Origin of the sequence: Enterocloster aldenensis (genome assembly GCF_003434055.1) — a bacterium.
GTDB lineage: Bacteria > Bacillota > Clostridia > Lachnospirales > Lachnospiraceae > Enterocloster > Enterocloster aldenensis.
The window spans coordinates 39,853-65,364 of record NZ_QVEX01000011.1; the positions used below are offsets into that span (position 1 = coordinate 39,853).

The window sequence follows — 25,512 nt, forward strand, 5'->3', positions numbered from 1 at the left end:
GTAGAAACGTGGATAATACGAATATTTTGGAAATGAGGAATATCACAAAGGTTTACCCTACCGGACTTGTGGCCAACAATCATGTGGATTTCTCCCTCAGAAAGGGGGAAATCCATGCGCTGGCAGGGGAAAACGGCGCGGGTAAGACCACCCTGATGAAGGTGCTGTTCGGTTTGGAAAAACCGGACGAAGGGGAAATCATCCTTAACGGCTCCCCCGTATCCATCCATAATCCCATTGATGCCATCCACAAGGGAATCGGTATGGTGCACCAGCATTTTATGCTGATTCCGTCCCTGACCGTGGCAGAAAACATCGTGCTGGGGGATGAGCCGGGTAAATACGGCGTGCTGGATAACCGCAGGGCCATGGAGATGGCAAGGACAATCGGACAAAAATACAACATGGACGTGAACCCGGCAGACGTGGTGGCTGATCTGCCGGTGGGCATCCGCCAGAAAGTAGAGATTTTAAAAGCCCTGCATAAAGGGGCGGACATACTGATTCTGGATGAACCCACGGCCGTCCTTACCCCTCAGGAGACAAAGGAATTATTTGCAGAACTGAAGGGGCTGAGGGACAATGGGCATACAATCGTATTCATATCCCACAAACTGAATGAAGTCAAGGAACTGTGCGACCGCATTACCATATTAAGGGATGGGAAGGACGTAGGTGTCTATGATGTAAAGGATGTTTCCGAACAAAAGATTTCCAGCCTTATGGTGGGCAGGAATCTGGAGGTGAACACACAAAAGGATCCGGTTGAACCCGGCAGGGTGGTCCTGGATGTGAGGAATCTGAATAAGGAAAATGAATCAGGAAAACAGGTTTTACACAATATCAATTTTCAGATCATGGCAGGCGAGATTGTTGGGATTGCTGCCGTGGAAGGCAATGGGCAGAAGGAACTGTCCGAGACAGCCGCAGGGCTGGAAGGCTTTTCAGAAGGTGATATCACTGTTTCGGGAACCTCGATTAAAAATAAGTCAATAAAGGAAATCCGCCTCATGGGGGTCGCCCATGTGCCGGAAGACAGGGTGGCTGTGGGGCTGGTGGGGGATGCCAGTGTCAGTGATAACCTTATCACATATGTTTATGACAAAAAAGAATTTTCCTCCCACGGTCTGTTAGACCGGAAGAAAATTGCAGGTTATGCCAAAGCGTTACGGGAAAAGTTCCTGGTAAAATCCAAGGACGGGACAGAGGCGGTCCGTATGCTCAGCGGAGGAAATATGCAGAAAGTAGTGGTGGCAAGGGAGTTTTCCACCAATCCCCAGCTTATCATACTGAACCAGCCCACCAGGGGCATTGACGTGGGCGCTACCGAGTTTGTGCGGCAGAAGGTTTTAGAACTTAGAAGCAGGGGAAGCGCCGTGCTGCTGGTATCGGCGGATTTAAATGAACTGTTCGAACTCAGCGACCGCCTGATGGTCATGTTTGACGGCAGGATTACGGCAGATATAAAAGACGTGGGCCGGATAACGGAAAATGAACTGGGCGAGTATATGCTCGGCCTGAAGAAACAGGAGGGAATGTAATGGAGATTAAAAAGATTGAAAAAACATTTGACGGTCTGCGTCTGCTGGTTGCCATTGCCATCTCCATCCTTTTCATGCTGCTTGTGATTACGGCTGTAAGCGGCAGTCCCATGGCTTCCCTGGGAACTTTCCTGCTGGGACCCTTCCAGAGCGTGTCCAGAATTGGCAATATCATTGAATTGGCCATTCCTCTTACCTTTACTGGACTGGCAATCTGCATCATGTTTGAGGCGAACCAGATAAACTGTGCGGTAGAGGGAAGCTTCTTTATGGGCGCCGTGATTGCAACGGCTGTTTCCGTGTTCCTCCCGCTGCCTTTTGGCATCCACCAGATTGTCATATTCCTGGCCAGCGGGGTAATCGGCGGCCTCATATGTCTGGTTCCGGCAGTGCTGAAGGTGAAATTCCAGGCAAATGAACTGGTATCCTCCCTGATGTTAAACTATATCGTACTGTATTCAGGACTGTTTATTGTGAACCGGTTCCTGGTGGATTCCCAGGCAGGATACTTTGCATCCTATTCAATCAGCAGATCCTCCAAGCTGCCTCCCATTGTGCCGCATACAAGAATCCATTTCGGTATTGTGGTTGCAGTCCTCTGCGTCATATCCGTTTATCTTATCATGTACCGGACCAGGCTGGGGTATGCCATACGGATGGCGGGTAAGAATGAGAACTTTGCCAGATACACGGGAATCAGCGTCCTGACCGTTATCTTTGCATCCCAGGCCATCGGCGGATTTATCGGGGGCATGGCGGGAAGCATTGAAATCCTTGGCATGTATCGGAGATTCCAGTACACGGCATCGCCGCAATATGGTTTTGACGGCATCATCATAGCAACCCTGGCAGATTACAAGCCCCAGATGATCCCGGTGGCCGCCCTGTTTCTGGCGTATATAAGGATTGGGTCGGATATCCTGTCCAGGACAACGGATGTACCGGTGGAGATTGTCAGCGTGGTACAGGCAATTGCTGTCTTATTCGTGGCATCCAAATTGTTCCTGAACAAATACAAACAGTGGGCCATTGTTAAAGCAGCAGGGATAAAGGAGGCATAGGTATGGAAGCAGTAATCCGTGGAGTTTTTTCAGCTGCATTTTTATATTCCGCACTGCGGGTGACAACGCCTATCCTGTTTGCGGCCCTTGGAGGAGCGGTGGCGAAAAAAGCAGGGGTAACCAATATCGGACTTGAGGGCACCATGCTTGCCAGCGCCCTTGCGGGTGTGGTGGGAAGCGCCTATACCCAGAGCCTGTTCATAGGCGCTTTGTGCGGCGTTGCAACAGGACTTTTGATTTCAGGCCTGCTGGCGTATTTTGCCATTAAGCTGAAAGCAGAAATATTCCTTACCGGGCTGATGATGAATATGATTGCCTCCGGTGCAACTGTGTTCATCATGTATATGCTCACAAAAGATAAAGGCACGACCACCAAACTCAAAAGCCTGGTTTTCCCCCAGGTCCAGCTTCCGGTAATCAAGGACATCCCCTTTGTGGGTGAAGTGGTATCCAACCATAACATCCTGACCTATCTGGCATTCCTGTCAGTTGCCCTGGTGTGGTTTTTCATAAACAGGACCAAGCTGGGAATCCGGATACGGGCAGTGGGAGAGAATCCAAAGGCGGCAGAGAGCGTTGGCATAAACATCATCAGGACCCAGGTAACGGCGCTGCTCATATGCGGATTCCTGGCATCCCTGGGCGGTATGTATCTTTCCATGGGATATGTGTCCTGGTTTTCCAGGGATATGACGGCCGGACGGGGATTCACAGCCGTTGCGGCCCAATATCTGGGCAGGGCCAATGCCGGCGGGACGCTGATGGCTTCCATGGTGTTCGGCACAGCGGACGCGCTGGCCAATGTGCTCCAAAGCCTGCGGGTCCCGGCTGAATTCGTCCAGATGATACCCTATGCAGCTACCCTGCTGGGGCTGGTTTTCTACTCCGTGAATGCAAAAAGGACAAGGCGGCTTAAAAAGCTGGCAAAATAACAGAAAGGATAAATGGAATGTTTGTTGTGATGGATTATGGGGACAAAATCTGCCCTGACTTTACGTCTGCCCATGTAAAGACAGCAAATTACAGGCAGGAGGATTCCATTTTCATGGGGCCATGGAAACCCCTTGTGAAGCGGCGGGGGTTTCCGGAAGAAAAAGGCAGGAATGTACTGGACCTGTTGTATGATAAGATAAAAACGGCTGGTGAGAAGGTGGATTATGTCTGTCTGGGCCAGATGACCACACTGGGGTGCCTGATGTTCACGCATCCGGATGTAAAGGAGGACATGGCAAGGATCCTGATCTGCCCAGGGGAACAGAATAAGGACAGGGATTACCCTGTATCGGAAGAACACATCCTGTCCGACCCCGTTGCTGCCAGGATTGTCATGAATGCGGATGTTAAAAAGATCATAATGGCTGAGAAAACACTCCAGTCCCAATATGAAACCCTCAAGCGCTGTATATCCGGGCTGGAACCCATGGACGCGGGTCCGGCTGTGTTTGCCTCGGTCATCCTGGACTTGGGATGCACCTATGGGTCCCTGTATATTGACAGGCTGGATATCTGTAAGAAGAAACCGAACACAGTCTTGATTGGAGGATATTATGATGGAAAAAATCCCGGTAATCATTGATACGGATCCTGGCAGCGATGACATTTTCGCAATTTTCCTTGCAAACAGCAGCAGCCGGCTGGACATCAGGGGATTGTCCGTGGTTGCAGGTAATATGAAGGCAGAACTGACATTTGAAAATGGACTTGCCATCAATGAGTTTGCAGGAATCAATACCAAGGTTGCCTTTGGGGCTGAGGGACCGATGTGCATTGACCAGCGGGTGGGCTCCTTCCTCCACGGTGACAGGGGGCTTGGGAAATTTGACATCCCAAGCCCTTCAGGCAGCGCCCTGAAGCAGCCATCCTGGGACTTTATTCATGATGAGGCTGTCAGATGCAGGGGGGAACTTGTTATTATTGCTTTGGGACCGCTTACGAACCTGGCGGCAGCTATCCTGAAATATCCGGACATGGGGACCCTTATAAAAGAAATCGTGCTGATGGGAGGGTCGGCCGGTTATGGCAACCGTTCGGCATATGCCGAGTTTAATATCTGGGCAGATCCCCACAGTGCCGGGATCGTGTTTGATTCCGGCATCCCGGTGCGCATGCTGGGCCTGAATGTGACAAACCGCTCGGCCATTCCGTTTGACAGGATGGGAGAGCTTTACAAGATAGAAAGCAGGATAAGCAGGGCCATTGAAGAGGTATTTTACTTTTATGAGGAATATTTCAGGAAAATGAATATTCCTGGAATTGTAATCCATGATGCGGTGGCAGTGGCGGCTGTCATTGACCCCTCCATGTTCACCTGGATGAAAGCCAGCGTTCAAGTGGAAACCCAGGGGACCCTGGAAGACGGCAGGACCCTTGTGTACCATGGGGATGAGGACCGGGTCCTGATAGGTATGGATATTGACATGGACCGTTATGTTGCCCTTTGTACGGACATGATGGAATATTACCAGAAAGAGGAAAAGATACGTGTATAAGGTAAGCGCGGAAAGGATACGAAAGGATATTGAAACCCTAAGCCGGATTTCATCCACTCCTCTTGAGCAGGGAATTACCAGGATCAGCTGGACCAGGGAATACGCAAGAGGCACTGATTATATCAAACAGCGTATGGAGGAAACCGGACTTCAGATATGGGAAGATGATCTGGGCAATGTGTGCGGGCTTATGAAGGGAAATCCCGGTAAGGGTGTCATTGTAACCGGGTCCCATCTGGATACGGTCATCTGCTCGGGGGCATACGACGGGATACAGGGGGTTGCCTGTGCAATGGAGGCAGCCAGGTACCTGATGGAGAACCGGATAAAGCTAAACCATTCATTGGAAATCATAGGCATGGTGGAGGAGGAAGGCACACGCACCGGCAATGTGCTCACTGGGAGTGCCTACCTATGCAGGTCATTGGCAGATGGGACGGTTCCATATTATAAGGACCCGGACGGCGTATCCCTGGATGAGATGCTCAGACAGTACAGGAAGGAAGAAACAAGAAAGGTGGACCGCCGCAGGGCGCTGGAGGAACCTCCTGCCGCATTCATAGAGGTCCACGATGAACAGGGACCTGTGCTGGAACAAAAGGGGATTGAAATCGGCATTGTCCGAAAGATACGGGGAATCATCAATTTTGAAGTAAGGATGAAGGGAAAAGGAGGGCACCCCGGCACGGTGCCCATGAACTTAAGGAGGGACAGCAGTCTTTCCGCCTATGAGGTCTGTCTGAAGGCCAGCCGTTTTGTGGAACAGGAATATAATGACAAGGCCACCATCACGGTAGGGAAAATGAAACTGCTTCCCGGGTCCGGCAACAGCATTGTACAGGAAACCGTCTTTTCAGTGGACATACGTTTCAGCAGCCAGGACATTGGGGAAAGGATTGAACAGCAGGTCCATAGGTATCTGGAGGAGGCTGCCCGTCAAAGAGGGCTATCCGTTGAAATAAAATCATTTACAAGAAAACCTCCATGCCCGCTGGATGAAAAGATGATTGATGCGGTCAGGCAGTCCTGCCTGGATATGGGCGAGGCCTGCCTGCTGATGGACAGCGGCGCGGGACACGATTCCATGAATTTTGCGTCCATATGTCCAACGGTCATGATATTTTCCCAGTGTGCCGGAGGAATCAGCCATCATGTGGAGGAATATGTATCTGAAAAAGCCCTGGAGAAGGTAACGGAGGCCTTGATACGTACGATTATAAGATTGGATAAGGAGATTTAAGGAAATGGGATCAGATAAGAAAAAAACAGAAGGAGCGCAGGACCACGGCCAGGAAATAGATGAACCGGTGTCCATGTATATCCTGTTTGCAAGAATGTTTTCCATTATAGCCAGGCGCATAGAAGAGAGGCTGGGGGATGAGGGACGTGAAATCATGGTCCGGTCCGTACAGGAGTTTGGCGAAGAGCGGGGAAAGGATATTGCCAGAAGGGCGCGGCAGAAGGGAAATGAAAACGACCTTCAGAATTACCTGGTGAACTATGACATGGAGCGCAGCGGTCTGTTCGGCTATGAGAATACATACGGGGAAGATGAGGTCAGGCAGGAATTTGACAGGTGCATCTTTGCAGAGACCTGGATGAAAGAAGGGCAGGAGCGTTACGGCCGTATTTACTGTGAAAATATTGACCCTTCCATTGCCCGCGGATACAATGAAAGGCTTGTGTGCGAACATGACAAGATGATGTATGATGACCATAAATGCACCTTCTGCTTTAAGATGAAATGATCTGCGCAGGGCTGCCCTATGTACCCCATCAGGAAAAAGTAAGTAAAAATATTGACAGAAGCATGAATATCTGTTATAGTTAATTACCGTAGGAAGCGAGAGGATGAAAGGCCGCGACGTGCCTGTATTACCTCTCGTTTTTTGTGTGAAAAGGATGTTCGTTTCGTGAAGGAACGCTCTTAATATTGCGGTGCATCACATGTCATATTTCCTGAGCAGGGGTGCGGGTATGGGGCTGTATAAGGTTATACGGCGCCACACCGGGAAATATGGTTCTGGCGGTAATGTGGGGGAAATGCACAAGGCGGCCTGTCTCATGCCCATGAGGGGAAGAGGCGGAGGAAGAAAGGACATAATCAGTTATATGGAGACAGTTAAGTTTGACGAGTTACAATTAGATGAAAGAATTATCCGTGCGATTACGGAAATGGGATTTGAGGAGGCTTCACCGATCCAGGCCCAGGCCATCCCGGTGGCCATGGAAGGCCGTGACATGATTGGCCAGGCCCAGACCGGTACAGGCAAGACAGCGGCCTTTGGAATCCCCCTTCTTCAGAAGGTGGATCCAAAGGTGAAAAAGCTTCAGGCCATCATACTGCTTCCCACAAGGGAGCTGGCAATCCAGGTGGCAGAGGAAATGCGCCGTCTGGCCAAGTTCATGCATGGCACAAAGGTGCTTCCCATTTACGGAGGACAGGATATTGTAAAGCAGATACGTTCCTTAAAGGACGGCACACAGATTGTGGTGGGGACCCCGGGACGTGTGATGGACCATATGCGCCGCAAGACGGTAAAGATGGACCATGTGCACACCGTTGTGCTGGACGAAGCGGACGAGATGCTGAATATGGGATTTTTAGAGGATATGGAAACCATCTTAAGCCAGCTTCCCGAAGAGAGGCAGACCCTGATGTTTTCAGCAACCATGCCTCAGGCCATTGCGGATATTGCCAGGAAGTTCCAGGATAATCCCGTAACGGTCCGGGTCATCAAAAAGGAACTGACCGTTCCCAAGGTGACCCAGTATTATTATGAAGTGAAGCCAAAGAACAAGGTGGAGGTTATGTGCAGGCTGTTAGACATGTATGCCCCAAAGCTTTCCATTGTGTTCTGCAACACAAAGAGGCAGGTGGATGAACTGGTGCAGGCGCTTCAGGGCAGGGGATACTTTGCAGAAGGCCTTCACGGGGATCTGAAGCAGGTACAGCGTGACCGGGTCATGGGCAGCTTCCGCAACGGACGTACGGAAATCCTGGTGGCTACGGATGTGGCGGCCCGCGGCATTGACGTAGGCGATGTGGAAGCAGTATTTAACTACGATGTGCCCCAGGATGACGAGTACTATGTACACAGGATCGGCCGTACCGGAAGGGCTGGCCGCGAAGGCAAGGCCTTCAGCCTGGTTGTGGGCAAGGAAGTGTATAAACTGCGCGACATCCAGCGCTACTGCAAGACCAAGATCCTTCCCCAGGCCATCCCATCCCTGAACGATATTACGGAAATTAAGGTGGAGAAGGTTCTGGACCAGGTGATGGATATACTGAATGACAATGACCTGACCAAGATGGTGAACATCATTGAGAAAAAGCTCATAGAAGAAGATTATACTTCCATGGACCTGGCTGCGGCTCTTCTCAAGATGAACATGGGCGATGAGAATGAAGATGTCATTGACTGTACAATGCCAACCCGTTCCCTGGATGACCTGGACAGCTTCGGAAGAGGCGCGGGCCGCGGGCGCGGACGTGAGAGAGGCGCTTCCTCTGCTTACGGACGGAGCCGCAGGGGCGCCACCGACAGGGCTGCTGTCGACTATGTCCTGGGCGAGGGAGATGAGAAGATGGCAAGGCTTTTCATCAACATCGGCAAGGCCCAGAGGGTCACGCCAGGAGATATCCTGGGCGCTGTTGCAGGGGAGTCAGGAATCCCCGGACGTATGGTTGGAAGCATTGACATGTACGACGGATACACATTTGTGGATGTACCCGGACAGTATGCGGATGAGGTGCTGAAGGCAATGTCACATGCCAAGATCAAAGGAAAGAACGTGCATGTGGAAAAGGCAAACAGTAATAGAAGATAGACCATGAGATAAAGGCGGGGCGCTGTGTGAAGTTACACGGCGCCTGCCTTGTTTGCTTTATGCAATTTCCAAACACATACGGGCATGTCAGGGCTCAATGGAAGATAGGAGGTCATGCAGATGAAGGAAGGTTACGCGGACAACCGCTTTGCTTCATTATATTATAAGGAACTGGGGCAGGGAGTGCCCCTTGTGATGCTTCATGGAAATGGCGAGAGCCACCAGATATTCGGACGGCTGTCAGAACTTATGAGCAGGCACTACCGGGTCATCCTTATGGACAGCCGCGGGCATGGTGCTTCAAAACTAAGGGATACGGTGCGCGCCCAGGAGCTTACCACTTCCAGTATGGCAGATGACGTGGTACAGGTAATGGACGTCCTCCATGTGCCAAAGGCGGTAATCCTGGGCTTCAGCGACGGCGCCAACGTGGCCCTGGAGGCAGCCAGCCGCTATCCGGATAAGGTGCTGGCCGTGGTGGCTGTCAGCGGCAATGCGCTGCCAAGGGGCATGACGGCTGTTTCCTATGCCCAGGTCAAGTCCGGTTATGGGTTCTGGCGCGTGATGGAGAAGCTGCCCCTGCCTCAGGGAATGAAGGAACGGGCGGTATCAGGCCGCCAGTTAAATGGGCTGATGGCCAACTGGCCCCATCTCACGGCAGAAAAACTGTCCCTGATCCAGGCGCCGGTGCTGCTTCTTACCGGCCGCCGCGATATGATACGCCCCCGTCATTCCCTGTGGATGGGGGAGCAGATCCCGGATGCAAAGGTGGTGTTTGTCAAGGGGGCGGACCATTTTACGCTGCTGAAAAAGGAAAGGGCCTATGCGGGCCATATCGTCAGATGGCTGCGGGAAAAGGGGCTGTAGGATAGGGGGTATGCGTTCCGGTCCTTTTATCCGGCCTTATTTCCAGTTTTCACTTAAAAAGTCCACGATATCAGCTGCCTTTGGCGGACATCCGCCCAGGGTTTTTGCAAAGCAGGAGGTGCATTGGCCGATGCCGATGTGGCCTTCTTTTCCTTTGTAGCCCTGGCCGATGCAGATGGGGCCAAGGCCCTTTCTCAGGTATCCGCTGTCATTCAGACGGTCCAGGGCATAAATCAGGGAGCCGTAACAGGCGCTGCAGGCATCGGAGGGCATGGTGTAAGAAGCCAGGTTTTGAACCCGTCTGGTCATGGGGAACCTGCTGTCCGCCTCAGACGCCTGGTTTAAGTAAATCATGTTGGCATGGGCAACATCCGTGCTTCCCACGCCCAGGCGCTCCGCCAGGGTGATATAAGGAACATCCTCAGCGGAATAACCCATACAGCTGCACACAAATGCATCGCAGAGCACCGGGTCCTTCAGTCCAAGCACGCGGTTCATCACCACCGGATTGCCGCCTTCCTCAAAATCCAGGTCCCCGCAGATATTGTCCACCAGAATGAAGCCGCCTGGTACGATGGTGTTCAGATGGGCAATGGGCTTATGAAGGCCCAGGGTGTGGAAGCGGCGTTTTTCTGAATTGGGGATGATTCCTTTGTTGTTCTTAAGGGCGCAGGTAACCGTTGTCTGGCAGTGTCCCTTGAGGACCGGCATGTTAATCATATAGTCCACGGCAGCCGCCTTGTCACAGAGCTTGATCTTCATTCCGGCAGCGTCATATTCCTTCCATGTATCTTTTTGCAGGTCCTCAAAGGGAATGCCATAACGGCGGCAGACCCGGTCATATCCCGCTGCCCGAAAGGCCTCCCCGGTCCGGTCGCCCACCCAGGAACCTTCCATCACGGTGATATCCTTAAATCCATGCTCCTGAAGGTATTCAATGACCCCGGCCAGCAGTTCGCCGTGGGTGGTGGCCCCGCTGGACGGGTCCTTGGCCGTGACCAGGTTGGGCTTTAAGGCCACCTTCTTATCCCTGCTGCCGATATCCCCGGCCACATCAGCCTGTTCCAGCACCTTTTTTGCCATATTTTTATAATCCCTGCCGTGAATGATGATGATATCGTTTTTTTCCATATGTAAAGGTTCCTCCTGTTGTTTTTCTGTTTTAATACAGATGTTTTTTCCTATTATATATGTTAAATCCCATTTTGTGAATAGGCGGGACGCGATTGGGTGCATATGCTTTTAATATGTCTGTCCCGCATTGACGGATACACAAAAAAGGGTTATGATGTGGTGGAATGTAAAGGAAGGACAGGAGTGGGCTTGATGGTTAAGACAAATGTGATGAGGCTTTTGGATGCGGCAGGGATTGCCTATGGGACAGGAACCTATGAGGTGGATGAAAATGACCTGTCGGGCAGCCATGCAGCGGACCTTTTGGGAGTGGAGCATGACAGGATGTACAAAACCCTGGTACTGAAGGGCGGGAAAAAGGGATATTTTGTGTGCTGCATCCCTGTGGATGAGGAACTGGACCTTAAAAAGGCGGCCAGGGCGGCAGGGGAAAAGAAGGTGGAAATGATCCACGTCAAGGATATGCTGGCAGTGACCGGTTATATCAGGGGCGGCTGTTCCCCCATTGGGATGAAGAAGCATTACCCCATTTATATAGAAGAGATGGCACAGCTTCATGATACCGTCATGGTAAGTGCGGGTCAGCGGGGAATCCAGGTCACGCTGGAACCGGAAGCCCTGAGGGCATATGTGGAGGGGATATTTGTTTCCCTTGTTTAGGGAAGCGGATTGTATTATAATGGAATAAAACCAATGTTAAAGGAGAAGGGAACCTATGGACAGAAAAGAAATTTACAGCAGGGTAGACCACACATTATTGGGGCAGGATGCCACATGGAGCCAGATTAAGGAAATCTGCGACGACGCCATGGCCTATGGAACGGCCAGCGTATGCATACCGCCGTCCTATGTAAAGCGCGCAAAGGAATACGTGGGGGACAGGATGGCGGTATGCACGGTCATTGGTTTTCCCAATGGTTATAATACAACGGCGGTCAAGGTCTTTGAGACAAAGGATGCCATTGCCAACGGAGCGGATGAGATTGACATGGTCATCAACATCGGTGACTTAAAGGATAAGGCCTATGACCGCATAAAAGATGAAATCACCCAGCTGAAGGCTGCCTGCGGCGGCCATATCCTGAAGGTGATCATCGAGACCTGCCTGCTTACGGATGAGGAAAAGATTAAGATGTGTGAAATTGTCACCCAGGCCGGAGCGGATTTCATCAAGACATCCACCGGGTTTTCCAAGGCAGGGGCAACGTTCGCGGATATCAGACTCTTCTCCGGGCATATCGGGGAAGGCGTGCGCATGAAGGCTGCCGGAGGGATTAAGTCCTTTGAGGATGCGGAGGAATTCATCAGCCTGGGCGCGGAGCGCCTGGGAACCAGCCGGATCGTCAAGCTGGCCAAGGCGGAAAGGGGGAGTGGGGATGGACAGGCAAAAGCTGATACAGACAGCTATTGACGGTCTGCCAAAATCCTATGCCCCTTATTCACATTTCCATGTCTCGGCAGCCCTGCTTTGCAGGGACGGCACGGTCTTTACAGGCAATAACATTGAGAATGCGTCCTATACGCCCAGCGTATGCGCTGAGCGGTGTGCATTTTTTAAGGCGGTCAGCGAGGGCAGAAGGGATTTTACGGCAATCGCAGTCTGCGGCGGGCCGGACGGGGTGATAAAGGATTACTGTGCGCCCTGCGGCGTGTGCAGGCAGGTGATGAGGGAGTTCTGCAATCCCTCCGCCTTCCGTATCCTGGTGGCAAAGAGCGCTGAGGATTACAGGGAATATACCCTGGAGCAGCTGCTGCCGGACAGTTTCGGACCAAATGACCTGGAGAAATGATGATCGGTGCTGTGAAAGGCGGTGGATACTGTGAGGATGTATGATTTAATTGAGACCAAGAAGCGGGGCGGCGCCCTTACGGAAGAAGAGATTGCCTATATGGTCAGGGGCTTTGTGGATGGCCGGATTCCGGACTACCAGATGTCCGCCATGCTGATGGCAATTTATTTTCAGGGAATGAATGACCGGGAAATCACATATCTTACATTAGAGATGGCTCATTCCGGAGACATGGTGGACCTGTCGCCCATTGAGGGAATCAAGGTGGATAAGCACAGTACCGGCGGTGTGGGAGACAAGACGACGCTGGTTGTTGGCCCCATGGTGGCGTCCCTGGGCGTCAAGGTGGCCAAGATGAGCGGCCGTGGCCTGGGACACACGGGAGGGACCGTGGATAAGCTGGAGAGCATACCTGGGTTTAAGACAGCCATTCCAAGGGAGGAATTCTTTGACATCGTAAATGGGAACGGTATTGCCGTGATTGGACAGTCCGGCAACATGGTGCCTGCGGATAAGAAACTGTATGCGCTCCGGGACGTGACAGCCACCGTGGACAGCATACCGCTGATTGCCTCCTCCATCATGAGCAAGAAGCTGGCTGCCGGAAGCGACAGCATCGTGCTGGATGTGAAGACGGGCAGCGGCGCATTCATGAAGACCCTGGATGAATCCATCTGCCTGGCAAAAAAGATGGTTTCCATTGGATGCATGGCAGGGCGCAGATGCTGCGCGCTGATTACTAATATGGATATCCCGCTGGGATACGCCATCGGCAATTCCCTGGAAATGACCGAGGCCATCCGCACCTTAAAGGGAGAGGGTCCTGAGGACCTGACCCGCGTATGCCTGGAACTGGCGGCCAATATGCTTCATTTGGCCGGCAGGGGAACCGTGAAGGAGTGCCGTAAGATGGCGGAGGAAACCATCCATGACGGCAGCGCCCTTAAGCGCCTGGCCTTAATGGTAAAGGCCCAGGGCGGCGATGAGAGCTTCATATGGAAGCCGGAGCAGTTTGGATCCCCTGCCTGTGCATATGAGGTCAAGGCGCCGGCACAAGGTTATATCTCCCATATGGACACAGAGGGCATCGGAACCGCCTCCGTGCTCTTAGGAGCCGGACGCAATACAAAAGAGGACCCCATTGATTATGGGGCCGGAATCGTCTTAAAGAAAAAATACGGCGAAAAGGTAATGCCCGGGGACGTCCTTGCGGTCCTTTACGCGGACAGCATGGAGCGGATACAGGCGGGCGCGGATAAATTCCTCTCATCCTGCACCATCAGCCAGGATGCGCCGGGGCCGGAAACCCTTATATATGCAAGAGTTTCTGAATATGAGGTGGAAAGGTTTGAGGGATTGGAAAAACTTCCATAAATGTTCAGAAAAATCAGCTTGAAAAACGCTGATGTTTGGGGTATAATAACACCAAGATAAATGATGAACGTCTGTAATAACCTGGAATGTTCGACACTCTTACCAATTTTGAACCTACATTAGACACAAGGGATTCCAATATTTTTAAACGGATGTCAGGCCTCCTTTGAGTGGAAGGCAGAAGTTTAAGTGAGGTTGCCCACCTAGCATTGCTAGGCGTCAATAAGTAAGAGACGGCATTTTGGGGTTACAGATGATAAAAGCAGCGGTGCACCCGCTGCTTTCATTCGTTTTACTCCCCATGATACAGGAGCGGATATATGAATATGAAGAATAGGATGATTGCATGGGTGGCCGGTGTTGTTTCCATTGTCATCATACTGATGGTAATCATAGTTGCCATGGAGCCGCCAAAGGACGGAATCACCAGGGCCCAGGCGTTTAAAGCAATGGCATTGGCAGTTACCACCAAGGAGGAATGTGCCAGCCGGGAAAAGGAGCGGGGAAGCTCTTATTTTTCAGCAAAGGAAAAGGACAACTGGTTTGTCAAATATATGGATTATCTCTACGATGAGGGATATCTGGATGAGGAGCTGACGCCGCCCACCCTTTCTGCTGCCCAGGGATACCTTACATATCAGGAAGCGGCCTTTATGGCCGGACAGGTTTCGGGCAGGCTTAAGCTGGAGGCCGGGGCCACCAGACATAATAAGGACAGGTCATTCCCTGAAGAGGACTGGTGGAAGCTCTATGAAGGAATCAGGGCCCAGACAGACCCGGACGGGGCTGTGAAGACGGTAGACGCAGTGCTTTACGGCACGCCCTCCAACCTGCCCCAGGCTGAGAGCTGGACTGCATATACAACCGAAGGCAATTTCGGGTTCCAGGGACTTGCCCTGGACGCGTATCTGGACTGTGAGATACGGTTCCTTGCCAGGGACGGCGAGATGATTGCCATGAGGGAATTGGTGTCGGAGGATGTGGTTTACGAAAACATATGGCTGGCTGAAACGGACGGCAGGAGCTTCAAGGCGTATCTGGGCACTGCTTACCGCGAATTTCCAGTCAGCGGGAAGCTGGGGGATGTTTCAGACATGGCAGGCAACCTGGCGGACCTTCACATGGAGGGCGGCAAGCTAAGGAAGATTACCATGAAGAAGGAACGCATCAGCGGCAAGGTGCTCTCGGTGACGGAAGACGCCATTGAGATTGAAGGATACGGTGAGATACCTGTTTCTGAGAATTTCCATGTATATAAGGTTTACGGGGATTTTAAGATATTAGGTATAAATGATATCCTGGTGGGGTATGACCTGCAGGAATTTGTGGCTGCGGACGGAAAGCTGTGTGCCGCGCTGCTGGAACGGGAATTTGACGCCAAGACCATACGTGTCCTGATCATGGATACCGGATTTAAGAACCTGTACCATCCATCGGTCAGCCTTGTGCTTAATTGTCCGGCAGAGATGGAATATGAGAACTCCAAAGGCAAGACGGAAAAGGAACGTCTGGAGGCAGGAACCGGGCTGACAATCCAGCCAGGGGATGACAGGCTTAAATACGGCCGTATCATCCTAAACCCGGATAACCCGGACGGGGTTACAATCACCTCCATTGAGCGCAGCCAGGGGACGCCGGTCTATACCGGGAAGATGGAGATTAAGGCATGCGATGAGGGACTGGTGCTGGTCAATGACCTGTATCTGGAAGATTACCTGACCAGGGTGGTGCCCAGTGAGATGCCGCCCTCCTATGAAAAGGAGGCATTAAAGGCCCAGGCCGTATGCGCCAGGACCTACGCATACAGGCAGATCCAAGGCAATTCCTACAGCCAGTATGGCGCCCATGTGGATGACAGTACGAACTTCCAGGTATATAATAACACCCAGGCAGATGAAAAGACCACCCAGGCCGTCAAGGAGACATACGGCAGGATGCTTTTCTATGAGGATAAGCCGATTGACGCCTTTTATTTCTCCACCTCCTGCGGCCGCACCGCAGACGCAGGCGTGTGGGGCACGGACCCGCAGAAATACCCGTATCTCCAGCCAGTGGAAGTAAAGCCGGGAAGGCAGTCCCTGGACTTAGGGGATAATGATGATTTTGATTCCTTTATAAGAAGCAGGGATGTGACGGCCTATGACTCCTCCTATGCCATGTTCCGCTGGGAGACAGATATAAGCAGCGACATGGTATCTGCCCAGATAAACGGGGCCGGGACCGTTACGGATATGACCGTCACGGGGCGGGGAGCCGGCGGCATTGCCAGCGAACTGAGCGTGTCGGGAAGCGATGGCACAGTGACGGTCAAGGGGCAGGGCGCCATACGTTCTGCCCTGGGGAATCCGGCCCTTGTCATTAAGAAGCAGGACGGCAAGACCATGGAAGGCAGCGCGACCCTTCCAAGCGCCTTTATTTCCATAGAGAAGAGGACCGGGGAGGACGGAAAGCCATCCTTTCACATCTATGGCGGCGGCTTCGGCCACGGCGTGGGCATGAGCCAGAACGGCGCCCAGGGAATGGCTAAGGAAGGAAAGGATTATGAATCCATCCTGAAGTTCTTTTACAGCGGGACGGAACTCAGGGAAATCGGCGGATAGGATTTGGTTGTGTTTGAAAATTGCTTCCGTCAGATGGCGGGAATGATTCTTTGGATACACCTTGGGATGGAAATGCAGTCCTCGAATGAAACGGGGCGGATGGCAGCGGATGGGCTTTGGCCCTGTCCGCTGCCATCCGCCCCGTTTTTTAAGGACGCAGCACGTAAGGTTAAATGATTACATAATATCCGATTGTCTATCCCTGGACCAGAAAGACTTCTGCATTCTGGGTCCCATGCTGTCTTGTCTCGGCGTGTGTATTGAAGAAAATGTCAATGTGGTTTCCCTTGACAGCGCCTCCCCGGTCCTCGGCCGTATAGATGACGCCGTTAATCATGACCTTAGAGCCGTAAGGGATGACCCTTGGGTCTACTGCGATGGTGTGTCCGGCCGTGGCAATGGCGCCGGTACATGTATGGCGTCCCCAGCCTTCGGAACAGGCGCGGCAGGGGCAGTAAGCGGTAGTCTTAAAGACCCCAAGGGGCACCAGTCCCTGTGCGCCGGCAGCGCTTCCTGCCTGGGCATCCCCATTGCCGTTGGTGTATGTCCTGGGGTTGGGGAAGTCCCTTCCTCCCACTGATCCCTCCACCAGGTATATGCCGTCAGGATAAGCGCTCCAGTCCATGTTGATGGTAAAGCCGTGGCATCCATTGCCGCGGTTTTCCTTATAAAGTCCTTCCCTGTATTCCCCGGCAGATATGCGCTGGGAAAATACTTCCTCACCTGTATTTTTATTCTTGATGGTTATCATTACGTTTAATGCGTCATCAGGGGAATCGCTGTTGTATGCCCATCCGCTGATGGTGGTGCTGTCAACTGTCTCAAAACGTCCTTTGGATACAGCTGCAAATGCCGTGACGGCAGAAGCTGCAAGTAAGCTGATGGTAAGAATGGTTCCGGTTAATAAGTGTCTCAATTTCATTTATTTGTTACCTCCTATTGCTCATTTAATATTCAAAATAGTTTCTTAACATATTAATAAATTATATGTAATACTTTTGTAATATATGAGCAATAAACAAGGTTTTATCATAATTTTCCTGTATTGTCAAGGAAATATATGGAAATACAGGAAATTTAATGGATATAAAGCAGGAAAAACACACCATTGGGCAAAAAAAAGCCGCCAGCCTTTTGTGCTGGTGGCTTTCATGCGGTACGTATGTAATGGATGAATCAGTCCTCCACTAAAAATACTTCTGCGGTATAGGTGCCTTTGGCAAGGGCGTCTTCGTGGCTGCTGTAAAAGATATCAAGGATATTGCCCTTGACAGAAGAACCTTTGTCCTCAACCGTATAGACAATCCCGTCAATCTTCAGCCTGGTGCCAAGGGGGAACAGGTCCAGATCCGCGGAAATGGTGTGGTTAGGCGTGGGGATTGTGCCGGAATAGGTAAGACCGTGTCCGTTTGAACACTTATCGCATCCGCAGTAACCCGTGATAGTGAACCTGCCCAGGGAGGTTTCCGTGGAAACGGGAGTTTCCTCCTTCTTCTCAGCTCCGGGGCCTGCATCCACGTATCCTTCCTCCGAACCGCGGCCGGCCCTGGCTTTATGGGATGCCCCGGTGACGGTGCCATCCTGTCCTGAGCTTTGTTCTGTTTCCTTGTCCGGCGTTTCATTCTCAACAACTGTCACGTCCCTGCCAACTGCCTCTGCCGGAATCCCATCTTTGCCTGCAGCCTCATCCTTGGCAGCAGCTATATCCGGATGGGAAACCTCCTCTGCATGAGCCGGAAAGGCGGCGGTCAGGCACAGGGCGGCAACAGCCGCCACCAGGACGGTTTTTCTTATGGTATTGTGCATATATTTACCTCGCAATATTTACTGATTGTTCTGGTTCCATATGACTTTATTATATGTATATTTCATTATATTACAAAACTATTAATTGTCAAGCTGAAATGATTAAACAAGTGTTACATATCCATGAAAAGTGGGAGATATTTTACATTTTTTTGCATAAAAATAGTTAAAAGTGGGAGGCAAAATCAAATATATTGGTGTTTTTCAGGAGGGGGACTACATCATATATGTCCTGTGAAATTGGAAAAATAAATTATAATAAAAGAATTTGGATTTATCTCTTGACAAATTCACTCAGAAGGAATATATTATGGAATGTAGATGTTAGCACTCTTCGAAACCGAGTGCTAATAATTCGGAAAGGAAGGTGGACAGATGCCGGTGGATGCGTTCCTGGACGACAGGAAGATGACCATATTAAAAGCGATTATCAAAACGTATCTGGAAACAGGGGAACCCGTGGGCTCCAGGACTATTTCCAAGTATTCGGATTTAAAACTCAGTTCTGCCACCATCCGCAACGAGATGTCAGACCTGGAGGAGATGGGTTATATCATACAGCCCCATACATCTGCGGGCCGTATTCCTTCTGATAAGGGATACCGGTTTTACGTGGACCAGATCATGTTGGAGAAGGACAGCGAGGTAACGGAACTTAAGGAGATGATGGTCCAGAAGGTGGATAAACTGGAACTGGTCCTTAAGAAGATGGCCCAGGTACTTGCATCCAATACCAATTACGCAGCCATGATAAGCGGCCCCAGTTACCACAAGACCAAGCTTAAGTTCATCCAGCTCTCCAAGGTGGAGAAGAATAAATTGCTGGTGGTGGTGGTGGTGGAAGGAAACATCATCAAGAACACCATGGTGGATGTGTCCGACGAGCTGACCGATGATGAGCTGCTGAACCTGAACATCCTGCTGAACAGCAGTTTGAACGGACTGACCATTGAAGAGATTAATCTGGAAATCATCAGTAAGCTGAAGGATGATGCAGGTATCCACAGCCAGGTGGTGGACCTGGTGCTGGGTGAGGTGGCGGAAGCCATCCGGGCAGGCGGGGAAGACCTGCAGATATATACAAGCGGGGCAACCAACATTTTCAAGTATCCCGAACTGACAGAAGGTGAGAAAGCCAGCCAGCTGATCGGTACCTTGGAACATAAGGAAGTGCTGCAGGAGTTTGTGTCTGAAGTCAATGCAGGCGTGGAAGGTGATACGGGCATACAGGTCTACATTGGAGATGAAAGCCCGGTACAGTCCATGAAGGACTGCAGCGTGGTGACCGCCAACTATGACCTGGGCGGAGGACTTAGGGGGACCATTGGAATCATAGGTCCCAAGCGCATGGATTATGAGAAGGTGTTAGGCACCTTGCGCACCCTGATGAACCAGCTGGATACGGCATTTAAAAAAGATGAAAGGTGATAAGCTGTGAGTGAAGATATGAAGGACGAGGAGTTAAAGAAAGAAGCAGAGGCCAAGGAAGCAGAAGCCAAGGAGGCACAAGCCAACGAAGCAGGGCAGGAAGAAGCGGCGGCCGACAACGGCCAGGCGGCCTGTGACAGCACAGAGGATGCCGGATGTCAGGAAGAAGGGACGCCGGAGGAGTTTTCCGGGGATGCGCCGGAGGGCGCTTCTGCCAAGGAAGAAAAAAAGAGTTTTTTCAAAAAGAAGAAAGACCCCAGGGATGAGAAAATTGAGGAACTTACGGACCGGGTGAAACGCCAGATGGCGGAATTTGAGAATTTCCGCAAGAGAAGCGAAAAGGAAAAGTCCACCATGTACGAGATGGGGGCCCGGGATATCATCGAACGTATGCTTCCCGTGATTGACAATTTTGAGAGAGGTTTAGCTACCGTGCCGGAGGATGAAAAGGGCAGCCCCATTGCCGAGGGCATGGAGAAGATATATAAGCAGTTCCAGAAGACGCTGGAAGAAGCAGGCGTGAAGCCCATTGAGGCCGTGGGCCAGGAGTTTGACCCCAATTTCCATAACGCGGTAATGCATGTGGATGATGACAGCCTGGGAGAGAACATTGTGGCAGAGGAGCTTCAGAAGGGCTACATGTACAGGGAAAGCGTCGTAAGGCACAGTATGGTAAAAGTTGCTAACTAAGGCATTAGGCACCTGAGCTGGTTTTCGGGCTTGGCTGGGTGGAAACATATAATACATGAAATAAACTAAATAATCAGGAGGAAAAAACTATGAGCAAGATCATCGGTATTGATTTAGGTACGACAAATAGCTGTGTTGCTGTTATGGAAGGCGGAAAACCAACTGTTATCGCCAATGCAGAAGGCGTAAGGACCACACCGTCTGTTGTGGCTTTTACAAAGACAGGAGAGAGGCTGATCGGTGAGCCGGCAAAGCGTCAGGCAGTTACCAATGCCGACAAGACCATCTCATCCATCAAGCGTCATATGGGAACAGACTACAGGGTAGATATTGACAGCAAGAAATACACCCCGCAGGAAATCTCCGCCATGATCCTCCAGAAGCTGAAAGCCGATGCTGAGAGCTATCTGGGCGAGTCCGTGACCGAGGCTGTCATCACGGTTCCGGCGTATTTTAATGATGCACAGCGTCAGGCCACCAAGGACGCAGGCAAGATTGCAGGCCTGGATGTAAAGCGTATCATCAACGAGCCTACGGCTGCTGCGCTGGCTTATGGACTGGACAATGAAAAAGAGCAGAAAATCATGGTATACGACCTGGGCGGCGGTACATTCGATGTGTCCATCATTGAAATCGGCGACGGTGTGATTGAAGTCCTGTCCACCAACGGCGATACACGTCTGGGCGGCGATGACTTTGATAACGCCATTACCAACTGGATGATTGCTGAGTTCAAGAAAGCAGAGGGCGTGGACCTTTCCAACGACAAGATGGCCCTCCAGAGATTAAAGGAAGCGGCTGAGAAAGCAAAGAAGGAGCTGTCCACAGCCACCACCACCAACATCAACCTGCCGTTCATCACAGCAACCTCAGAGGGACCGAAACATCTGGATATGAACCTGACCAGGGCTAAGTTCGATGAACTGACACATGATTTGATTGAGCGCACCGCAATTCCGGTACAGAACGCGCTGAAGGATGCAGGCATCACTGCTTCCGAACTGGGCAAGGTACTTCTGGTAGGCGGTTCCACACGTATGATTGCTGCACAGGAAAAGGTGAAACAGCTCACCGGCAAGGAGCCAAGCAAGTCCTTAAACCCGGATGAGTGCGTGGCTATCGGCGCAGCCATCCAGGGCGGCAAGCTGGCAGGAGACGCAGGCGCAGGAGATATCCTTCTTTTGGATGTAACCCCGCTTTCCCTGTCCATCGAGACCATGGGCGGCGTGGCAACCAGGCTGATTGAGCGCAACACCACAATCCCAACCAAGAAGAGCCAGATTTTCTCAACTGCTGCTGACAACCAGACTGCCGTGGATATCCATGTGGTACAGGGCGAGCGTCAGTTTGCAAGGGATAACAAGACCCTTGGACAGTTCCGTCTGGATGGGATCCCGCCAGCAAGAAGAGGCGTTCCGCAGATTGAGGTTACCTTTGACATTGATGCCAATGGTATTGTAAATGTATCTGCAAAGGACCTTGGAACAGGAAAAGAACAGCACATCACCATTACTTCCGGTTCCAACATGTCTGACGATGATATCGATAAGGCAGTAAAGGAAGCAGCTGAGTACGAGGCCCAGGACAAGAAGCGCAAGGACGCCATCGATGCAAGGAATGACGCTGATTCCATGGTATTCCAGACCGAGAAGGCTTTGGAAGAAGTGGGCGATAAGATTTCCCCCAATGACAAGGCCGAGGTTGAGGCAGACCTTAACACCCTGAAGGAAGCAATCAACCGCGCTCCTGTTGAAGAGATGACTGACGCACAGGTTGAGGACATCAAGTCAGGCAAGGAGAAGCTGATGAACAGCGCACAGAAGCTGTTTGCAAAGGTATATGAGCAGGCACAGGCAGCCGGCGCAGCAGGCGCAGGTCCTGACATGGGCGCAGCAGGCGCTTCCTCCGCACCAAATGACGATGTGGTAGACGCTGATTTCAAGGAAGTTTAATGCAAGATGAACGAAAATGGGGATTAGGGGCCGGTCTTCCGGCTTCTAACCCCTTTATGCAGATAAAGAGTGTTAAGAGGTAAACAACATGGCAGAGAGTAAGAGAGATTACTATGAAGTTCTGGGCGTTCCCAAGGATGCAGACGATGATGCATTGAAAAAAGCATACAGGAAACTTGCCAAGAAATACCATCCGGATGCCAATCCAGGCGATAAGGAGGCAGAGGCCAGGTTCAAAGAAGCTTCAGAGGCGTACAGTGTATTAAGCGACCCTCAGAAACGTCAGCAGTACGACCAGTTCGGCCATGCTGCATTTGACCAGGGCGGCGGCGGGGCCGGCGGCTTCGGCGGCTTTGGCGGTTTTGATTTTGGCGGGGATATGGGTGATATCTTCGGCGATATTTTTGGCGATATCTTTGGCGGAGGCCGGTCTTCCAGGGCGAGGAGCGGTCCCATGCGCGGCGCCAACATAAAGACTTCCATCCGGATTACATTTGAGGAAGCTGTTTTTGGATGTGAAAAAGAGATTGAGATTAATTTTAAAGAGACATGTGCAAGCTGTCACGGCACTGGAGCCAAGGCAGGCACTTCGCCACAGACCTGCGGCAAGTGTAACGGCAAAGGAAAGATCATGTACACCCAGCAGTCCTTCTTTGGCCAGGTCCAGAATGTGCAGACATGTCCGGACTGTAACGGCACGGGCCAGATCATCAAGGAGAAGTGTCCGGACTGTTATGGAACAGGTTATAAGACCGTGCGCAAGAAATTTAAGGTATCCATACCGGGCGGCATTGACAACGGTCAGTGCGTGCGTCTTGCAGGCGGCGGCGAGCCTGGGACAGGCGGCGGCGAGCGCGGCGACCTTCTGGTGGAGGCAGTGGTTTCACAGCATCCGATTTTTAAGCGCCAGGATACCAGCATCTATTCCACGGTGCCTATTTCCTTTGCCCGGGCAGCCCTTGGCGGCCCGATCCGCATCAAGACCGTGGACGGCGAGGTGGAGTATGAAGTGAAGCCAGGCACCCAGACAGACACCAAGGTCCGCCTAAAGGGCAAGGGTGTGCCTTCCCTGCGCAACCGTAATGTGCGGGGCGACCACTATGTGACCCTGGTTGTCCAGGTTCCGGAGCGCATGAACCAGGCGCAGAAGGAAGCCTTGAGGCGATTTGATGATGCCATGAACGGCATTACCCCGCCGGAAGAGGAAAAACCCAAGAAAAAAGGGATATTCAAGTAAAATCCAGGAACCAAACAGACATCGGAATACAAGTCAGGCCCGGCCAGTTGAACCGGGCCTGTGTTTATGCGGGCGGACACACCCTGGGAACAGCCGGGGCTGTCTGTCTGTTTTAAAAAAGTGTCTGGGTAAATATTAAGAAAATCGCAAAGAATATAGACATTACCTGGGCTATAATGTTATCATATCTCAAGAAAGGTATGAGCAGTACAATGAAAAAGCGCATTTTAATAACCGGGGCCAATGGATTTTTAGGTTCCCGGCTTTCAGGATATTTTAAGAAGATGGATGGATATGAAACCCTTGGCGTGAGCCACAGGGAGCTGGAAGTAAGCGATTCCCTGGCAGTGTCGGCCTTCGTCAAGGCAATCCGGCCGGATTATGTGCTGCACTGTGCAGGCGTGTCCAACACAGCCGCATGTGAGGAGGAGCCGGAACGTTCCGAGCAGATTAATGTGCGGGGAACTTCCAATATGGCCAAGGCATGCAGACAGTCCGGAAGCAGGATGGTATTCATGAGTTCAGACCAGATATACAATGCATCCGATTCCATGGAACCAAACCGGGAGGAAGGGCCCCACCGTCCCTGCTCTGTCTATGGAAGGGATAAGAAGCGGGCTGAGGAAGCCATGTTAGCCTGCCTCCATGACGCGGTGGCGCTGCGTCTTACCTGGATGTATGATTATCCGTCCAGCGAACGTCCTGGCGGCTGCGGGCTGCTTGGCAGCCTCCTGGAGGCCGGAAGGGAGAAACGGATACTGAAGCTGCCTGTACACGATTACAGGGGCATCACATATGTGTGGGAAATAATAAGGAACATGGAAGCAGCCATGAGGCTCCCGGGCGGGGTCTATAATTTCGGCAGCCAGAACAGCCGCAGTACCTTTGACACGGCGGCCCTGTTCCTTAAGGAGATGACGGGAAACAGCGATGTGTCAGGCTGGATTGAGCGGGACACGGAGCGGTTTGCCTCCTGCCCAAGAAACCTTATGATTGACACGGAACGGATCCGCAGGCAGGGAATCTGCATCGGGGATACCTGGGAGGGGATCCGGACCTGTCTGTCCGATTACAAGGTGATACCCGGACAGGCCGGATAAAAGGCAAGCGAAAGGATGAAAGCAATGAGCAAAGAGAAATTCTCACCCCAGGCATTAAAGATATGCGGCATCACCCTGGTATGCCTGGCCATCATGTTCACGGTGGCTGCTGTCAACCGGTCAAGAGGCGGGGAGCATCTGGTGGCGGAATACACGGTTGAGGACTCCCTCCCAAGACACGTCAAGTTTGAGAAAATGCCGTCAGACGATGCGCAGCTGGCAGCTGCATGGTATTTCAAATACATGGGGCTTGCCCAGTTTGACAGGTGTGCCAGGCTGTTCCCCCAGGACCAGCTTGAAAGCCTTAACTTTAATCAGGAGGACTTAAACTTTAGGGACGGCCGTTATATAAAAGAATATATCATCCATGGCTTCCAGACCCTTGCAACCGTGGAGTATGCGGACCAAAAGCCATATTACGATGATCAGGCCGCAACGTATGGTTTTAAGGAATACAAGATTGTGCGGGTGGAGTTCTCCCAGCGCTGGTCTGACAAAGCCCTGGAACAGGCGCCCCAGTGGGGGGACGGGAAGTACACCAGGGACTTTGCTGTTGGAAAAGAATCAGGCTTTAGGGGAAAGTGGAAGATATTTGAGCTGGGCATGATGTGA

23 protein-coding genes and 1 other RNA gene are annotated in these 25,512 nt (G+C 51.6%); 21 read left to right on the top strand and 3 right to left on the bottom strand.

Annotated elements, in window-relative coordinates:
- The first annotated feature begins 8 nt into the window (after positions 1 to 8).
- The 9 genes from DWX59_RS19070 (at position 9) to DWX59_RS19110 (ending at position 9,789) form a co-directional block, all read left to right on the top strand.
- Entirely contained in the window at positions 9 to 1,541 is a 1,533-nt protein-coding gene (locus tag DWX59_RS19070) for an ABC transporter ATP-binding protein (RefSeq protein WP_207660448.1), read from the top strand.
- Positions 1,541 to 2,602, top strand: coding sequence for an ABC transporter permease (locus DWX59_RS19075; protein ID WP_117560797.1), 1,062 nt, complete (start codon positions 1,541 to 1,543; stop codon positions 2,600 to 2,602). The genes DWX59_RS19070 and DWX59_RS19075 overlap by 1 nt, the downstream gene beginning before the upstream one ends.
- 2 nt (positions 2,603 to 2,604) lie before the next feature.
- Positions 2,605 to 3,534: an ABC transporter permease gene (locus tag DWX59_RS19080; RefSeq protein WP_117560798.1), complete on the top strand. Its 930-nt coding sequence runs from the start codon at positions 2,605 to 2,607 to the stop codon at positions 3,532 to 3,534.
- Positions 3,535 to 3,551: 17 nt separating this feature from the next.
- Positions 3,552 to 4,178 carry a nucleoside hydrolase gene (locus tag DWX59_RS19085; protein ID WP_117560799.1) on the top strand — a complete coding sequence of 209 codons (627 nt, stop codon included), beginning with the start codon at positions 3,552 to 3,554 and terminating at the stop codon, positions 4,176 to 4,178.
- The gene (locus DWX59_RS19090) at positions 4,150 to 5,091 is read left to right on the top strand and encodes a nucleoside hydrolase (RefSeq protein WP_117560800.1); all 942 of its coding nucleotides are present in this window, start codon (positions 4,150 to 4,152) and stop codon (positions 5,089 to 5,091) included. The genes DWX59_RS19085 and DWX59_RS19090 overlap by 29 nt, the downstream gene beginning before the upstream one ends.
- Positions 5,084 to 6,331 carry a Zn-dependent hydrolase gene (locus tag DWX59_RS19095; RefSeq protein ID WP_166460269.1) on the top strand — a complete coding sequence of 416 codons (1,248 nt, stop codon included), beginning with the start codon at positions 5,084 to 5,086 and terminating at the stop codon, positions 6,329 to 6,331. Before DWX59_RS19090 ends, DWX59_RS19095 begins: the two co-directional genes overlap by 8 nt.
- Positions 6,332 to 6,335: 4 nt before the next feature.
- Entirely contained in the window at positions 6,336 to 6,839 is a 504-nt protein-coding gene (locus tag DWX59_RS19100) for an L-2-amino-thiazoline-4-carboxylic acid hydrolase (protein WP_117560802.1), read from the top strand.
- A gap of 364 nt (positions 6,840 to 7,203) precedes the next feature.
- A complete protein-coding gene (locus DWX59_RS19105) occupies positions 7,204 to 8,922 on the top strand; it encodes a DEAD/DEAH box helicase (protein WP_117560891.1) in 1,719 nt (572 codons plus the stop codon).
- Between the two features lie 120 nt (positions 8,923 to 9,042).
- Positions 9,043 to 9,789 (top strand): alpha/beta fold hydrolase, encoded by a 747-nt coding sequence (locus tag DWX59_RS19110; RefSeq protein ID WP_235845115.1) that lies wholly within the window; start codon positions 9,043 to 9,045, stop codon positions 9,787 to 9,789.
- A 36-nt stretch (positions 9,790 to 9,825) separates the two neighbouring features.
- Here the strand turns inward: DWX59_RS19110 and DWX59_RS19115 are convergent, their stop codons facing one another.
- Positions 9,826 to 10,920 (bottom strand): DUF362 domain-containing protein, encoded by a 1,095-nt coding sequence (locus tag DWX59_RS19115; protein WP_117560804.1) that lies wholly within the window; start codon positions 10,918 to 10,920, stop codon positions 9,826 to 9,828.
- A 195-nt stretch (positions 10,921 to 11,115) separates the two neighbouring features.
- Between DWX59_RS19115 and ybaK the strand changes: the two genes are divergently transcribed.
- The 6 genes from ybaK (at position 11,116) to DWX59_RS19145 (ending at position 16,687) form a co-directional block, all read left to right on the top strand.
- The gene (gene ybaK, locus DWX59_RS19120; RefSeq protein WP_117560892.1) at positions 11,116 to 11,583 is read left to right on the top strand and encodes a Cys-tRNA(Pro) deacylase; all 468 of its coding nucleotides are present in this window, start codon (positions 11,116 to 11,118) and stop codon (positions 11,581 to 11,583) included.
- A 55-nt stretch (positions 11,584 to 11,638) separates the two neighbouring features.
- The gene (deoC, locus tag DWX59_RS19125; protein ID WP_117560805.1) at positions 11,639 to 12,334 is read left to right on the top strand and encodes a deoxyribose-phosphate aldolase; all 696 of its coding nucleotides are present in this window, start codon (positions 11,639 to 11,641) and stop codon (positions 12,332 to 12,334) included.
- Positions 12,300 to 12,713, top strand: a complete 414-nt coding sequence (gene cdd, locus DWX59_RS19130) for a cytidine deaminase (protein WP_117560806.1) — start codon at positions 12,300 to 12,302, stop codon at positions 12,711 to 12,713. Before deoC ends, cdd begins: the two co-directional genes overlap by 35 nt.
- 30 nt (positions 12,714 to 12,743) lie before the next feature.
- Complete coding sequence (locus DWX59_RS19135; RefSeq protein WP_117560807.1) at positions 12,744 to 14,087, top strand: pyrimidine-nucleoside phosphorylase; 1,344 nt, start codon at positions 12,744 to 12,746, stop codon at positions 14,085 to 14,087.
- A 75-nt stretch (positions 14,088 to 14,162) separates the two neighbouring features.
- Positions 14,163 to 14,339: non-coding RNA, 6S RNA (gene ssrS / locus DWX59_RS19140), on the top strand.
- Between the two features lie 74 nt (positions 14,340 to 14,413).
- Positions 14,414 to 16,687, top strand: a complete 2,274-nt coding sequence (locus DWX59_RS19145) for a SpoIID/LytB domain-containing protein (RefSeq protein ID WP_117560893.1) — start codon at positions 14,414 to 14,416, stop codon at positions 16,685 to 16,687.
- A 196-nt stretch (positions 16,688 to 16,883) separates the two neighbouring features.
- Here the strand turns inward: DWX59_RS19145 and DWX59_RS19150 are convergent, their stop codons facing one another.
- Both DWX59_RS19150 and DWX59_RS19155 read right to left on the bottom strand, forming a co-directional pair.
- On the bottom strand, positions 16,884 to 17,609 hold the full coding sequence (locus DWX59_RS19150; protein WP_117560808.1) for a 3D domain-containing protein: 726 nt from the start codon (positions 17,607 to 17,609) through the stop codon (positions 16,884 to 16,886).
- Between the two features lie 254 nt (positions 17,610 to 17,863).
- Positions 17,864 to 18,493: a 3D domain-containing protein gene (locus DWX59_RS19155; protein WP_117560809.1), complete on the bottom strand. Its 630-nt coding sequence runs from the start codon at positions 18,491 to 18,493 to the stop codon at positions 17,864 to 17,866.
- Between the two features lie 375 nt (positions 18,494 to 18,868).
- On the opposite strand from DWX59_RS19155, the gene hrcA reads away from it, so the two are divergent.
- From hrcA to DWX59_RS19185, 6 genes are all read left to right on the top strand, one after another.
- Positions 18,869 to 19,921: a heat-inducible transcriptional repressor HrcA gene (gene hrcA, locus DWX59_RS19160; RefSeq protein ID WP_117560810.1), complete on the top strand. Its 1,053-nt coding sequence runs from the start codon at positions 18,869 to 18,871 to the stop codon at positions 19,919 to 19,921.
- An 18-nt stretch (positions 19,922 to 19,939) separates the two neighbouring features.
- On the top strand, positions 19,940 to 20,611 hold the full coding sequence (grpE, locus tag DWX59_RS19165) for a nucleotide exchange factor GrpE (protein ID WP_117560894.1): 672 nt from the start codon (positions 19,940 to 19,942) through the stop codon (positions 20,609 to 20,611).
- A gap of 89 nt (positions 20,612 to 20,700) precedes the next feature.
- Positions 20,701 to 22,563: a molecular chaperone DnaK gene (gene dnaK / locus DWX59_RS19170; RefSeq protein WP_117560811.1), complete on the top strand. Its 1,863-nt coding sequence runs from the start codon at positions 20,701 to 20,703 to the stop codon at positions 22,561 to 22,563.
- Between the two features lie 88 nt (positions 22,564 to 22,651).
- Positions 22,652 to 23,800, top strand: coding sequence for a molecular chaperone DnaJ (dnaJ, locus tag DWX59_RS19175; RefSeq protein ID WP_008716755.1), 1,149 nt, complete (start codon positions 22,652 to 22,654; stop codon positions 23,798 to 23,800).
- Positions 23,801 to 24,000: 200 nt separating this feature from the next.
- Positions 24,001 to 24,900 carry an SDR family oxidoreductase gene (locus DWX59_RS19180; RefSeq protein WP_235845116.1) on the top strand — a complete coding sequence of 300 codons (900 nt, stop codon included), beginning with the start codon at positions 24,001 to 24,003 and terminating at the stop codon, positions 24,898 to 24,900.
- A gap of 24 nt (positions 24,901 to 24,924) precedes the next feature.
- On the top strand, positions 24,925 to 25,512 hold the full coding sequence (locus DWX59_RS19185) for a hypothetical protein (protein ID WP_117560813.1): 588 nt from the start codon (positions 24,925 to 24,927) through the stop codon (positions 25,510 to 25,512).